Below are 12,755 nucleotides of genomic sequence, written 5' to 3' on the forward strand. Positions count from 1 at the left end.
GTGCCAGGGCGAGAGAGCGCGACGCGGCGGAGGCTCAGAGCAGGAAGTCGTCGACCAGCTTCTCCGCGAGGCCCACGTAGGTGCCCGGGGTGAGCGCGGCCAGCCGCGCCGAGGTCTCGGCTGGCAGCTCGAGGCCGCCCACGAAGGCCTGGATGGCGGCGGAGTCGATCTGCTGGCCCCGCGTGAGCTCCTTGAGGCGCTCGTACGGGTTCTCCATGCCCTCGACGCCCGCGACGGCGGCGGCGCGCATCGCCGACTGGATCGGCTCGGCGAGCACCTCCCACGAGGCGTCGAGGTCCGCGGCCAGCGCGGCCTCGTTCACGGTGAGCGCCTTGAGTCCGCGGCGCACGTTGTCGATCGCGAGCAGCGAGTGGCCGAACGCGGTGCCGATGTTGCGCTGCGAGCTCGAGTCGGTGAGGTCGCGCTGCAGCCGCGATGTCACGAGCGTCGCGCCGAGCGTGTCGAACAGCGCCGCCGAGATCTCGAGGTTGGCCTCGGCGTTCTCGAAGCGGATGGGGTTGATCTTGTGCGGCATCGCGGAGGACCCGATCGCGCCCTTGACGGCGGCCTGCGCGAAGTAGCCGAGCGACACGTACGTCCACACGTCGGTCGCAAGGTTGTGCAGGATCCGCCCGAACCGGGCGACGTCGGCGTACAGCTCGGCCTGCCAGTCGTGGCTCTCGATCTGCGTGGTGAGCGGGTTCCACGTGAGCCCGAGGCCCTCGACGAACGTCCGCGACACCTCGATCCAGTCGGTCGCCGGCACCGCGGCCGTGTGCGCGCCGAACGTGCCGGTCGCGCCGTTGATCTTGCCCAGGTACTCCTGACCCTCGACGCGGCGCAGCTGGCGACCCAGGCGGTGCGCGAGCACGGCGAACTCCTTGCCGAGCGTCGTCGGGGTGGCGGTCTGGCCGTGCGTGCGCGACAGCATCGGCGTGGCCTTGGCCTTGCGCGCGAGATCCGCGACGTCGTCGACCAGCGCGCTCGCGGCGGGCAGCCACACGTCCTGGACTGCGCCCTTGACCATGAGCGCGTACGAGAGGTTGTTGATGTCCTCCGACGTGCACGCGAAGTGGACCAGCTCGCTCAGCGGCTCGAGGCTCGTGCCCTTGATGCGGGCCTTGATCACGTACTCGATCGCCTTGACGTCGTGGACGGTGACCCGCTCGAAGTCGGCGTGCTCGGCGATGCCGTCCGCGTCGAAGCCCGCGGGGATGCCGCGCAGCAGCGCGACCTCGTCCGCGGTGAGCGCGCGGGCGCCCGGCACCGCGCGCGTCTCGCACAGGTGGATGAACCACTCGACCTCGACGTGGAGGCGCATGCGGTTGAGCGCGGGCTCGGACAGGTGGTCCACGAGCGGGGCGACGGCGCCGCGGTAGCGGCCGTCGAGCGGGCCGAGGGCGATCGTGGGCTCGAGGGAGGCGAGGGAGGTCCAGTCGGTCACGCGGGACATTCTCCCACGCACGGCGCGTGCGGGCCGCGGTCCCCGGGCGGCGGGACGATGCGCGCCCTCCCCAGGACGGGGACGCGGGCCCCGGCGGGTGGCGCCCGCGCGCCTACGGTCGCCGCATGGACGACGTCACGGGGCTCGTGGAGCGCGCGCGGTTCGCGGTCGACGTCGCCCACGCGCGGCTCGTCGCGGCGCGGCGCGTGCGCTGGGAGGGGGTCCACGGCCGCGCCTATGCGGAGCGTCTCGACGAGGCGGCCGCGCGGGTGGGCGCGCTCGGCGGGATGCTCGCGACCGCGGCGCCGCCCGCGCCGCCCTGGCCGGACCCGTGACGGAGCCGATCTGGTCCGCCGGCGGGGTCGGCGGGGTGCGCGCGGTGCTCGACGACCTCGAGACGGCGGCGGGCGCGCTCGGGGAGGCGGCGGGGGAGCTCGACGACGCCGCGCGGGCGCTCGCGGTGGCGGCGCAGGTGGCGACGTGGACGCCGGCGCGGGCACCCGCCGCGGCGGGGCTGGGGGAGGCGGCCGCCGCATCGTCCGCCGAGGCCGCCCGGCTGCGGGACCTCGCCCACACGCTCCGCGCGACGGCGCTCGCGTACCTGGAGGCGGAGGACGGGGCGCGGCGGGCGGTGAGCCTGGCGGGGCGGTTGGGGGAGGCGGCGGCGGACTGGTTCGGCTCGGTGGCGTGGCTCCACCGGACCGCCGCGGTGGCGACGGGCGGCGCCGGCGCCGCGCGCATGCTCGGGGTCCCGGGGCTGCCCCCGACCACCGGGATGGTGGGGCGCGACGAGGCCTCGGGCCTGCTCGCGCTCGCGGGCGAGGATTACGCGCGCATCGTCGCCGGGCTCGCGCTCGCGGTCCGTCGGGCGGAGGCGGGGGAGCCCGCGTACCGCGCCGTCGAGGCCGCGCCCGTGCTGGCCGACGAGGCGCCGGGCGGGCTCGAGGACCTCGTCGGCCGGCTCGCGTGGGTGCATGTGCAGGGAGGCGGGACGCTCGCGATCGAGACGGTCCGGGACCACGCCGGGGTGCGCCACCTCGTCTACGTGCCCGGCACCGAGGACTGGGGGGTGACGTCGGGCAACCCCGCGGACCTCGAGGCGGACCTCGTCTCCGTGCTCGGCGCGACGTCCGACGCGGCCCGCGCCGTGGTCGACGCCGTGGCCGCGCACGGGATCGGCCCCGACGAGCCGATCCTGCTCGCCGGCCACAGCCAGGGCGGGATGGTCGCCATGATCGCGGCGGCCGCGCTCGCGGACCGCTTCCGGGTGGAGCGGGTGGTGACGGCAGGTGCGCCGACCGGCCGGATCCGGCTCCCGCCCACGGTCGCGGCGCTGCACCTCGAGAACACGCGGGACCTGGTGCCGGGACTCGACGGAAGGGCGAACCCGGAGACGGCGCGACGGGTGACCGTGTCGCACGACCGCCGGCGCTCGCATCGTGCCGACGCGCCCGACGGCTCGCGCACCGTCGCGGAGGCGCACGGCTTCGCGGGCTACGCCGCGACGGCGCGGCTGGTCGACGAGGGCGTGTCCGACTCGACGCGGGCCTGGCTCGCGGACGCGCGGCCGCTGCTGACGGAGGCGCCCTCGACCGTCACGGCCTACCGGCCGGTGACGGGATGAGGGTCAGCGCTTGGAGGCGCCGGGGACCACCGCGGTGAGGATCGCGGTGATGAGGCTGATGAGCAGCGCCGCGAGGAGGGTCTCCCAGAACGCGCCGATGGTGAGCTCGGCCCACGGCACCAGCGTGGTGAGCCACGCCGTCAGCCACAGCATGAACCACGCCGTCACCAGGGCGAACAGGCCGAGCGTGAGGATCTTGATGGGCAGCGACAGCACGTCGACGATGGGCTTGATGAGCAGGTTGGCCGCCGCCATCACCGCGCCGACGAGCAGGAAGACGCCGATGCGGGCCCAGGTCCCGCCGTCGCCTCCCTCGACCGCGATATCCAGGGGGAGCAGGGTGACGAGCCACACCGCGACAGCCGTGATCGCGGACACGAGGACGAAGCGCATGGCCGCCATTGTTCCACGGGCCCGAGCGGGGGTGACATCCTGGTTCCCATGCCCGACGCGCACTCCACCGACCTCCCCCAGCCGCGGCCCGCCGTCGCCGCGCTGCCCGCGTACGTACCCGGCGCCCGCGGCGCCGCGGACGCCCCGCCGCCCGTCAAGCTCTCGTCCAACGAGAGCCCGCACGGCCCGCTGCCGTCCGTGGTGGGCGTGCTCGAGGACGCCGCCACCGGCATCCATCGGTACCCCGACATGGGCGCCACCGGGCTCACCGAGCGCATCGCCCGGGAGGTCGGCCGCGACGCCTCCGAGGTGGTCGTCGGCGGCGGCTCGGTCGCGGTGCTCGCGCACATCCTGCAGGCCTACACGGGCCCGGGCGACGAGGTGATGTTCGCGTGGCGCAGCTTCGAGGCGTACCCGATCCTCGCGCGCATCGCGGGCGCCGAGCCCGTCATGGTGCCGCTCACCGCCGAGGCGCGCCACGACCTGCCCGCGATGATCGCCGGCATCACCGACCGCACGCGCGTGGTGATGCTGTGCTCGCCCAACAACCCCACCGGCCCGATCCTCACGCAGTCCGAGGTCGACTCCTTCATGGCGGCCGTCCCGTCGCGCGTGCTCGTCGTGCTCGACGAGGCCTACCTCGAGTACGTGCGGGACCCCGAGGTCGCCGACGGTCCCGCCTCGCTCGACCGGTACCCCAACCTGCTGCTCCTGCGCACCTTCTCGAAGGCCTACGGGCTCGCGGGGCTGCGCGTGGGCTACGCCGTCGGTCCCGCCGCGCTGCTCGCGCCGGTGCGCGCATGCGTCACCCCGTTCTCCGTCTCCGGCCCCGCGCAGGCCGCCGCGATCGCGTCGCTCGACGCCCGCGACGAGCTGCTCGAGCGGGCCGCCGGCATCGTCGCCGAGCGCGACCGCGTGCTCGCGGCGCTGCGCGCCGAGGGCTGGTCCGTCCCCGAGTCGCAGGGCAACTTCGTGTGGCTCGGCGTGGGCGAGGCGACCGCGGACCTGGTCGCGCACCTCGCCGCGGAGCAGCCCGCGATCCTCGTGCGCCCGTTCATGGGCGAGGGGGTGCGCGTCACCATCGGCACCGCCGAGGAGAACGACGCGCTGCTCGCGCGCCTCGCGACCTGGGACGGCCCGCGCTGAACGGGAACGCGAAGAGGGACGCGCCGCTGCGCGCGTCCTTCGTCATGCCCGTCCTCAACGAGGAGCACTACATCGCGGCGGCCGTCGCGAGCGTGCTCGCACAGGACGGCCTCGACGAGCGGGAGATCCTCCTCGTGCTGGGCGCGTCGACCGACCGCACCGACGAGGTGGTCGCCGGCCTCGCCGCGCTCCACGCCGAGATTCGGGTGCTCCACAACCCCCAGAACGCCATCAGCCAGTCGATGAACATCGGCATCGCGGAGGCGCGCTTCCCCGTGGTGATCCGCGTCGACGCGCACTCGGTGCTGCCCGACGGCTACGCCGCCACCGCGGTACGTTCGCTGCGCGCGGCCGGGGCCGTCAACCTGGGCGGACGGATGCACGCCGAGGGCCGCACCCCCTACGAGCAGGCCGTCGCGTGGGGCTACAACTCGCCGGGCGGGCTCGGCGGTGCCGTCTATCACACCGGCGGCGAGGCGGGTCCCGCGGAGTCCGCCTACCTGGGCGTGTTCGACCGCGCCGCCGTGCTGGCGATCGGCGGCTTCGACGAGACGCTGTCGCGGGGCGAGGACTGGGACCTCAACCGTCGCCTCATGGCGCGCGGCGGCCTGGTGTGGTTCGAGCCCGCGCTCGACGTCGTGTACCGGCCCCGGTCCTCGGTGAAGGCGCTCGCCAAGCAGTTCCACGCGTCGGGACGCTGGCGCGGCGAGATCATCCGGCGGCTCGGCGGACGCGTGCCCCTGCGGTACTTCGTGCCGCCCGCCCTGTTGGCGGCGCTCGTCGCGGGCGCCGCGATGGTCGTCGCAGGCGCCGTGGCGGGAGGCGCCGTCGGCATCGTCCTCGCGGCGCTCGGCGCCCTCCCGTACGTGGTCTACCCGGCCTGGGTGGCGATCACCGCGCTGCGCGCGGACGTCCCGACGGCGGTACGGGTGCGCCTGCTCGGCGTGCTCCCGACCATGCACCTGTCTTGGGGCGTCGGTTGCGCGGCGGGTATCCTCATGCCGAGCAGGGGGCACAACGCCTTCGCAGGACGTTGAGGCTTTCACCCCGAGGAGACGTGTGACCGAGATCGACTACGCCGCACTCGCGCGTGAGGCGGGACTGCAGCGCGTAGGTGCCAGGCCGCCGCTGCACGCGTACCTGCGTGAGATGTGGGAGCGCCGCCACTTCGCGACGCGGCTCGCCAAGTACCGCATCGAGGCGCAGCTGTCGCAGAACCGGCTCGGCCTCGGCTGGGTGGTCCTCAGCCCGCTGCTCCAGGCCGCCGTCTACGGGTTCGTGTTCGGGCTCATCATGGACCGCGGCTCGCGCGCCGGCCTGAACTTCATCCCGTTCCTCGTGACCGGGTTCTTCGTGTTCCAGTTCTTCGCGCAGAGCTTCAGCCAGGGCGCGCGCTCCATCACGGGCAACGCCTCGCTGGTGCGCAGCCTCGGCTTCCCGCGCATGCTTCTGCCCGTCTCGGCGGTGATCCGCAACCTGTACGAGCTCGTCCCCATGATGGTGGTGCTCGCGTTCATCCTGGTGGGCTACGGCGAGTACCCGTCGTGGTCGTGGCTGCTGGTCCCGGCCGTGCTGTTCTTCATGATGCTGTTCAACGCCGGCATCGCGCTCATCGCCGCACGCCTCACCGTCCATCTGCGGGACTTCACGCAGATCGTGCCGATCATCACGCGCCTCATCCTCTACATGACCGGGATCTTCTACTCGCTCGAGCTGGTGCTCGCGGACAACCCGCCGTGGATGCTGACGGTCGCGCAGCTCAACCCGGTGCACGACTACATCCAGATGGTGCGCGCGATGGTGCTCGACGGTCAGGAGTTCAACACCCTCATCCTGGTGACCGGGATCGTGGGCGGGATCGGGGTCTTCATCGGGGGCATCGTGTTCTTCTGGAGTGCCGAGGAGCGTTACGGGCGTGACTGACCAGCAGACGCCGACCGTGGTGGTCGACAACCTCCACGTCGACTACAAGATCTTCGCCTCGGGCAAGGCCGCCAAGGACCGCCGCTCGCTGCTCAGCAGGCAGCGCGGCGTGCGCGTGGTGCACGCGCTCAAGGGCGTGTCCTTCACCGCCTACGAGGGCGAGTCGATCGGGGTCATCGGCCACAACGGGTCCGGCAAGTCGACCCTCATGCGTGCCGTCGCCGGTCTCCAGCAGCCCGTCAAGGGTGCCGTGTACGCCTCGTCGCGGCCCTCGCTGCTCGGCGTGAACGCCGCCCTCCTCAGCGACCTCACCGGCGAGAAGAACGTCATCCTCGGCGGCCTCGCGCTCGGCATGACGCCCGAGGAGGTCGAGGAGCGCTACGACAGCATCGTCGAGTTCTCCGGCATCCGCGAGTTCATGGACCTGCCGATGCAGGCCTACTCGTCCGGCATGGCCGCGCGCCTGCGCTTCTCCATCGCCATCTCGCGCAACCACCAGATCCTGCTGGTCGACGAGGCCCTCGCGGTCGGCGACAAGGAGTTCCGCGAGAAGAGCGAGCAGCGGATCCGCGACCTGCGCGAGCAGGCCGGCACGGTGTTCCTCGTGAGCCACTCGATGCGCTCGATCAAGGAGACCTGCACGCGGGTCATCTGGATCGATCACGGCACGCTGAAGATGGATGGCGACCCGGAAGACGTCATCCGCGAGTACAAGAAGTCGACTTGACCCCGTCCGTTCGGCGCGTGGGCTGGGTGGAGTCCCCGCTCCAGCTCATCAACGCCCTCGAGGCGGCGGCGAGCACGGACGAGGACACGCTCATCCTGCTGCGCCGCGGCGTGGCGCAGCTGGCGGACACCGCCGCGTGGCTCGAGCCGCACCTGCCCGCGCACGTGCGGTTCGACGATGCCGCGGCCGCCACGGACCCGCGGTTCGCGGGGGCGACCCACCGGCTCGTCGGCGACGCGTTCTCGGGCCAGGTGCGCGCGGTGCTCGCCTCGCGCGCGGTCGGCGATCTCGTGGTGGTCGACGACGGCTCCGCCGCGCTCCACCTCGCGGCGGTGCTCGCGGGAACCCAGGGCTTCTCCCGCATGGGCCAGCGCGAGCCCCTGCACCAGCGCGCGCTCGGACGCGTCAGCGGCCGTCGCCTCCGCGACGCCGCCCGCGCGGGACGCGTCACGCTGATGACCGCGTACGCCGACCACCCGGCCATGCCCGCCGTCCCCGGCGCCCGCATGGTCCCCAACCGGTACTCCTGGCTGAGGACGCTCGCCGTGGCGGCGCCCGCGACGCTGCCGCCCACCGTGGTGCTGGGCTCGGCGCTCGCGGTCGACGGCTACATCGACGACGACGCCTACGGCCGCTGGGTGCTGGCGCACGGCGCCGGAGCCGCGTACCTCCCTCACCGCCGCGAGACGCCCGCGTGGCTCGACGTCGTCCGCGCCGCCGGCCTCGACGTCGTCGACTCCGGCCTGCCCGCGGAGATCGTCCTGGGCGCCGATGCCGGCGTGCGGACCGTCACCTCGCTGCCGTCGAGCACGGGTGCCACGCTTGCACGGGTGCTGCGCGACCACGCGACGCTCACCGTGACGCCGATCCCCGATGCATGGTGGACCGGGCGCGCCGACGGGCCGCTGCGCTCCACGCTCGCCGCCCTCACCATCACCGACCCCGCACCCACCGAGGAGGCCTGACTTGAGCGCCGTCGCCATCATCCCTGCACGAGGCGGATCGAAGGGGGTCCCCGGCAAGAACGTCGCGCGCGTCGGCGGCGTCCCGCTCATCGGCCGCGCGATCCGGGCAGCGCTCGCCGCGCCCAGCATCACCGCGGCGTACGTGTCGACCGACGACGCCGAGATCGCCCGCGTGGCCCGCGAGCACGGCGCGATCGTCATCGACAGGCCCGCGGAGCTCGCGTCCGACACGGCGACCTCCGAGGATGCGCTGCTGCACGCCATCGGCGAGATCGAGGCCGCCGCGGGACTTCCCGACGCCGTCGCGTTCCTCCAGGCGACCAGCCCGTTCATCGACAGCCCCGCGCTCGAGCGCGCCGCCGCGCGCGTCCTGCGCGGCGACGACGACGTCGTCTTCTCGGCGTTCGAGACCTACGCGTTCCTGTGGCGCCGCGCCGACGCTGGTGCGGAGGGCGTCAACCACGACCACTCGTTCCGGCCCCGGCGGCAGGACCGCGAGCCGCATTTCCAGGAGACCGGCGCCTTCTACGTCATGCGCACACAGGGCTTCCTCGAGCGTCGCTTCCGGTTCTTCGGCCGCGTCGGGATCGAGGAGGTGCCGGAGTCGAGCGCCGTCGAGATCGACACGCCCGCCGAGCTCGCGTTCGCCCGCGCGCTCGCGCCCGCCACCCACGAGGATGCGGCGGCCATCGACGTGGACGCGCTCGTCATGGACTTCGACGGCGTCCACACCGACGACCACGTCACCGTCGACCAGGACGGCGTCGAATCGGTGCGCGTCAGCCGTGCCGACGGCATGGGCATCGGACGCCTCCGCCACGCGGGCGTGCCGATGCTGATCCTGTCGAAGGAGCGGAACCCCGTGGTCGCGGCGCGTGCGCGCAAGCTCGGCGTCGAGGTGCAGCACGGCGTGGATGCCAAGGCTCCGGCGCTCACCGCCTGGTGCGACGCGCATGGTCTCGACCCGGCGCGCGTGGCCTACGTCGGCAACGACGTCAACGACATCGAATGCCTCGACCTGGTCGGGTGGCCGGTCGTGGTGCCCGAGGCGCGTCCCGAGGTCCGCGAGCACGCGCGGCTCACGCTCACCGCGCCCGGCGGCAGCGGCGCGCTTCGCGAGCTCGCCGAGGCCATCCTGCGCGGTCCCCGCTGGAGCGCGCCGGCGTGACCACACCACGGCACCGTCCGACGGCGCTGTTCGTGGCCGACGCGGACTCGTCGCTGAAGTGGGCCGTCACGCGCCTGCTCGAGGCGCGCGACCGCTGGGACTGCGAGATCCTCGTGGTCGAGTCCGCGGTGACGCCGAGCGCGGCGCAGGTCGACGCGGCCGTCGCGGGCCGCGTGGACCCGCCCGCCCGCATCGGCCTGACGGAGCTGGCGCGTCGGGTGGGGCCCGACGCCGCGGACGCGCCCGACGTGCTGGTCCTCGCATGCCGCGGCGACCTCATCGCGCTGCTGCTCGAGGACGAGCTGCGCGGCACGTGCCGCGCGGGCGTGATCGTCGCCGGCATCCCCGGCGTCTGGCTGCCGCCCACCGAGCTCGGCCTCACGCTGCGGCGCGGCGTCGACCTCATGGTGGTGCACTCCCACGTCGAGCGCGACGCGGTCGAGCGCGAGCTGCCGCGCGGCGACCTGCGCGCGACCGGCCTCGCCTCCCTCGCCATCGAGGGTGCCGACGCCCCGAGCGACGGCGCGCGCAGCGTGGTGTTCGCGCCGCAGGCGCTGGTGCCGGCGTCCCGCGCGGACCGGGCACGGCTGCTCGCCGCGCTCGTCGACCTCGCCCGCGCCCGCCCCGACCTCACCGTGGTCATCAAGGTGCGTGGCACGCCCGGCGAGGCCCAGACGCATCGCGACGACCTGCCCTACGAGGCCCTCCTCGCCGAGGTGGCGGACGTCCCGGTCAACCTGACGGTCGCGACGGGCCCGATGGCCGACCATCTTCCCGGTGCGATCGGCTTCGTCACCGTGAGCTCGACCGCGGCGCTCGAGGCCGTGGCCGCCGGCGTGCCGACCCTGTGCCTCGCCGACTTCGGCGTCGGGGAGGAGACGCTCACCACCGCGTTCCTCGGCTCGGGCCTGCTCGGCTCGCTCGACGACCTGCGCGCGGGCGGCTTCAAGCGACCCGATCCGGAGTGGATGGCGCGCGGCTACCTGCACCCGGGCGCGGACGACGACTGGATCGAGCGCGTCGAGGAGCTCGGCACGAGCCGGCACCGCCGCGAGTCCGGCACGCGGTCCCGCGCGTCGCTGGCGGTCCGACTGCGCCGCCGCCGCGTCGCGCTCGGCCCGGCCGACCCGACCCCGTTGCGTCACGCCTCGACGGCGATCGACGCATGGCGGCGCGCGCGGCGCGGCTTGCCACCCGCCGGTGCCGGAAGGGAGGGTTGAACCGTGTTCCTCCGTCGGCAGAAGTTCCGGGCGCGCGTGCTCGTCCACATCGGCATGCACAAGTCGGCCACCACGGTCATCCAGCGAGCCGCACGCGCCGAACGGCCGCGCCTCGCCGAGCAGGGCGTGACCTACCCCGGCAAGGGCGGCAACCACAAGCAGCTCACCGAGACCATCTGGGCGCCGAAGCGGCCGCTCAAGGGTGACAGCCCCGCGGAGCGCCGCTGGGACGCCCTCGTGGACGAGGTCGCGCGCGCGCCTCGGCGCGCCTTCATCAGCGCCGAGCACCTCGCCTCGTCGCGGCCCCGGGACCTCGAGCGCATGGCGGCGTCGCTGGGCGCCGACACCCAGATCGTCATCACGATCCGACCCCTGCTCGAGATGGTGCCGTCGATCTGGCAGCAGTTCGTCAAGGAGCGTCGCAGCGTCGCGTTCGTCGACTGGCTCGAGGACGTGTTCCGCGGCGACCGCACCTCGGAGACCACGCCCCAGTTCTGGCGCCGCCACGACCTCGGCGAGCTGGTCGCGACGTGGCGCGAGGCGTTCCCGAAGCACCCGATCGTCGTCGTCACCCTCGACAAGGACCGGCCCGGCCTCCTCTTCGAGAGCTTCGAGCGGCTCCTCGGGCTGAAGCGCGGCACCTTCGTCTCGCCGTCGGGAGACGGCTACGCGTCGAACCGCGGCCTCTCGATCGAGGAGGCCGAGCTGCTGCGCGCGGTGAACGCGCTCACCGACCAGGCTCCCGACGACTACTACCCGTACATCCGCAACGGCATGGTCGCGAGCATCCAGGCGGGCCGTCGCCCCGAGCGCGAGGAGGGATCGCTGCGCGTCCCCGACGCGTACCGCGACGCGATCCTCGCGGTCGCGCGCGAGGGCGTCGCCCGGGCGCGAGCGCTCGGCGTCATCGAGATCGGCGACCTCGACCGCTACGCCGACGGAGGTCGGCCCGTCGACGCGGGCAGCCCGCCCCCGGCGGCCTCCGCCGCCCCGGCCGGCCCTCACCGGGGCTCGGTGCACGGCGACACCGTCGCGCTCGCTCTCGCCGGCGTCGCGTCGAGGGCGACGGGCAACGGGGTGCTGTACGCCGAGGCCGGCCCGGCGGACGACCCGGACGTCGGCCCGCTCCCCTCGGAGATCGCGCCGGACGCGTCCCCGGCCCCCGTGACGGCGAGCCGGATCGCCGTGTTCGCGGACCACGACCTGTACGGACGCCTGCGCGACGAGGGCGTGGCGGCGGACGAGGCGTGGCGGTGCGCGCGCCTCACGCGCTGGCAGGAGATGTCCGGCGCCGACGGAGCCGCCGCGCCGCTGTGCCAGGTCCGCGGCGATGCGACGGTCGCGATCGGTGCCGCCTGGGGCGTGACGTGGAGCCCCGCGTCCGCGCTCGCGGCGCTCGAGGGGCTCGAGGGCCCGATCGATGTCGACATCGAGCTGCCCGGCCTGACCGCCCTCATCGGGCGCGCGTGGGAGAGGGCGCTGCTGCTCGGGGTGGACCTCGACCTCGACCGGTGGCTCTCCGACGCCGCCGACGGTGCGCTCGACCCCCGGGCCTGCCTGCCGGATCCCGCACGCATGGTCGAGCTCGTCGACGCGCTCCGCGGCCACGCGGCCGTCCGCACCGTGCGCGTGGTCGCCGCGCCTGCGCCGACCACGCGCAGGATCGACACCGTCGAGGCCGGGCTGCTGCGCGCCGCGAGCCGGCACCACCACGGCACGGACGCGAACCTCTTCGGCATCGCCCACGTGCTGCTCGACGGGTCCATGGCCGCGTTGCGCGGCCGGCGACCCTCCGCGGCCGTACCGGTGGCGCCACCCGATGCCGTCGCGCCCTATCTCGCGGCCCGCGCCCGCGCCCTCGACGCGCTCGAGGCACGAGGTGTCGACGTGTCGGAAGTCGCGGCCTGGGCGCACGACGACGACGCGGCGCCGATCGCTCCCGACGACGCGGCGCCGATCGCTCCCGATGCGGCGACCGAGGCGCCAGCCGAGGCGCCGGCACCGGGCGTGGATGACGCGGCGCCGGTGCCGTTCGAGACCGCCACGACCGCCATCGCGGGCGCCTACGCCGTCGCGTCGGGCTTCGACCCCGAGCTCACGCCGGGCATGGCTCCGCTTCCCATGAGACGGTGGGGCTGGCGGTAG

12 protein-coding genes are annotated in these 12,755 nt (G+C 74.2%); 10 read left to right on the forward strand and 2 right to left on the reverse strand.

What is annotated here, in order from left to right; translation table 11 throughout:
* Window positions 1-34: 34 nt before the first annotated feature.
* Entirely contained in the window at window positions 35-1,453 is a 1,419-nt protein-coding gene (gene purB, locus QQX09_RS04650) for an adenylosuccinate lyase (RefSeq protein ID WP_301131599.1), read from the reverse strand.
* A 116-nt stretch (window positions 1,454-1,569) separates the two neighbouring features.
* Here purB and QQX09_RS04655 point away from each other — a divergent pair, with 116 nt between their 5' ends.
* Window positions 1,570-1,779, forward strand: coding sequence for a hypothetical protein (locus tag QQX09_RS04655; RefSeq protein ID WP_301131600.1), 210 nt, complete (start codon window positions 1,570-1,572; stop codon window positions 1,777-1,779).
* Window positions 1,776-3,068 (forward strand): hypothetical protein, encoded by a 1,293-nt coding sequence (locus QQX09_RS04660; protein ID WP_301131601.1) that lies wholly within the window; start codon window positions 1,776-1,778, stop codon window positions 3,066-3,068. Before QQX09_RS04655 ends, QQX09_RS04660 begins: the two co-directional genes overlap by 4 nt.
* A 3-nt stretch (window positions 3,069-3,071) precedes the next feature.
* Here the strand turns inward: QQX09_RS04660 and QQX09_RS04665 are convergent, their stop codons facing one another.
* Entirely contained in the window at window positions 3,072-3,461 is a 390-nt protein-coding gene (locus QQX09_RS04665; RefSeq protein ID WP_301131602.1) for a phage holin family protein, read from the reverse strand.
* Between the two features lie 48 nt (window positions 3,462-3,509).
* On the opposite strand from QQX09_RS04665, the gene hisC reads away from it, so the two are divergent.
* The 8 genes from hisC to QQX09_RS04705 are packed head-to-tail and all read left to right on the forward strand — an operon-like array spanning window position 3,510 to window position 12,755.
* The gene (gene hisC / locus QQX09_RS04670) at window positions 3,510-4,607 is read left to right on the forward strand and encodes a histidinol-phosphate transaminase (protein WP_301131603.1); all 1,098 of its coding nucleotides are present in this window, start codon (window positions 3,510-3,512) and stop codon (window positions 4,605-4,607) included.
* 44 nt (window positions 4,608-4,651) lie between these two features.
* Complete coding sequence (locus QQX09_RS04675; protein ID WP_436969046.1) at window positions 4,652-5,644, forward strand: glycosyltransferase family 2 protein; 993 nt, start codon at window positions 4,652-4,654, stop codon at window positions 5,642-5,644.
* Between the two features lie 22 nt (window positions 5,645-5,666).
* Window positions 5,667-6,530, forward strand: coding sequence for an ABC transporter permease (locus QQX09_RS04680; RefSeq protein ID WP_301131604.1), 864 nt, complete (start codon window positions 5,667-5,669; stop codon window positions 6,528-6,530).
* A complete protein-coding gene (locus tag QQX09_RS04685) occupies window positions 6,523-7,257 on the forward strand; it encodes an ABC transporter ATP-binding protein (RefSeq protein ID WP_301131605.1) in 735 nt (244 codons plus the stop codon). Before QQX09_RS04680 ends, QQX09_RS04685 begins: the two co-directional genes overlap by 8 nt.
* A complete protein-coding gene (locus tag QQX09_RS04690) occupies window positions 7,254-8,222 on the forward strand; it encodes a hypothetical protein (RefSeq protein WP_301131606.1) in 969 nt (322 codons plus the stop codon). The genes QQX09_RS04685 and QQX09_RS04690 overlap by 4 nt, the downstream gene beginning before the upstream one ends.
* Window position 8,223: 1 nt before the next feature.
* Window positions 8,224-9,390, forward strand: coding sequence for an acylneuraminate cytidylyltransferase (locus QQX09_RS04695; RefSeq protein ID WP_301131607.1), 1,167 nt, complete (start codon window positions 8,224-8,226; stop codon window positions 9,388-9,390).
* Window positions 9,387-10,610: a DUF6716 putative glycosyltransferase gene (locus QQX09_RS04700; RefSeq protein WP_301131608.1), complete on the forward strand. Its 1,224-nt coding sequence runs from the start codon at window positions 9,387-9,389 to the stop codon at window positions 10,608-10,610. Before QQX09_RS04695 ends, QQX09_RS04700 begins: the two co-directional genes overlap by 4 nt.
* Window positions 10,611-10,613: 3 nt before the next feature.
* Window positions 10,614-12,755, forward strand: a complete 2,142-nt coding sequence (locus QQX09_RS04705; protein ID WP_301131609.1) for a hypothetical protein — start codon at window positions 10,614-10,616, stop codon at window positions 12,753-12,755.

Origin of the sequence: Demequina litoralis, assembly GCF_030418455.1 — a bacterium.
GTDB classification, from domain to species: Bacteria; Actinomycetota; Actinomycetes; order Actinomycetales; family Demequinaceae; genus Demequina; species Demequina litoralis.

What these genes read in the sequence shown, in the direction of transcription:
- purB (WP_301131599.1), bottom strand. Translation starts at nt 1,453, where the DNA reads ATGTCCCGCGTGACCGACTGGACCTCCCTCGCCTCCCTCGAGCCCACG.
- QQX09_RS04665 (WP_301131602.1), bottom strand. Translation starts at nt 3,461, where the DNA reads ATGCGCTTCGTCCTCGTGTCCGCGATCACGGCTGTCGCGGTGTGGCTC.
- QQX09_RS04675 (WP_436969046.1), top strand. Translation starts at nt 4,652, where the DNA reads ATGCCCGTCCTCAACGAGGAGCACTACATCGCGGCGGCCGTCGCGAGC.
- hisC (WP_301131603.1), top strand. Translation starts at nt 3,510, where the DNA reads ATGCCCGACGCGCACTCCACCGACCTCCCCCAGCCGCGGCCCGCCGTC.
- QQX09_RS04655 (WP_301131600.1), top strand. Translation starts at nt 1,570, where the DNA reads ATGGACGACGTCACGGGGCTCGTGGAGCGCGCGCGGTTCGCGGTCGAC.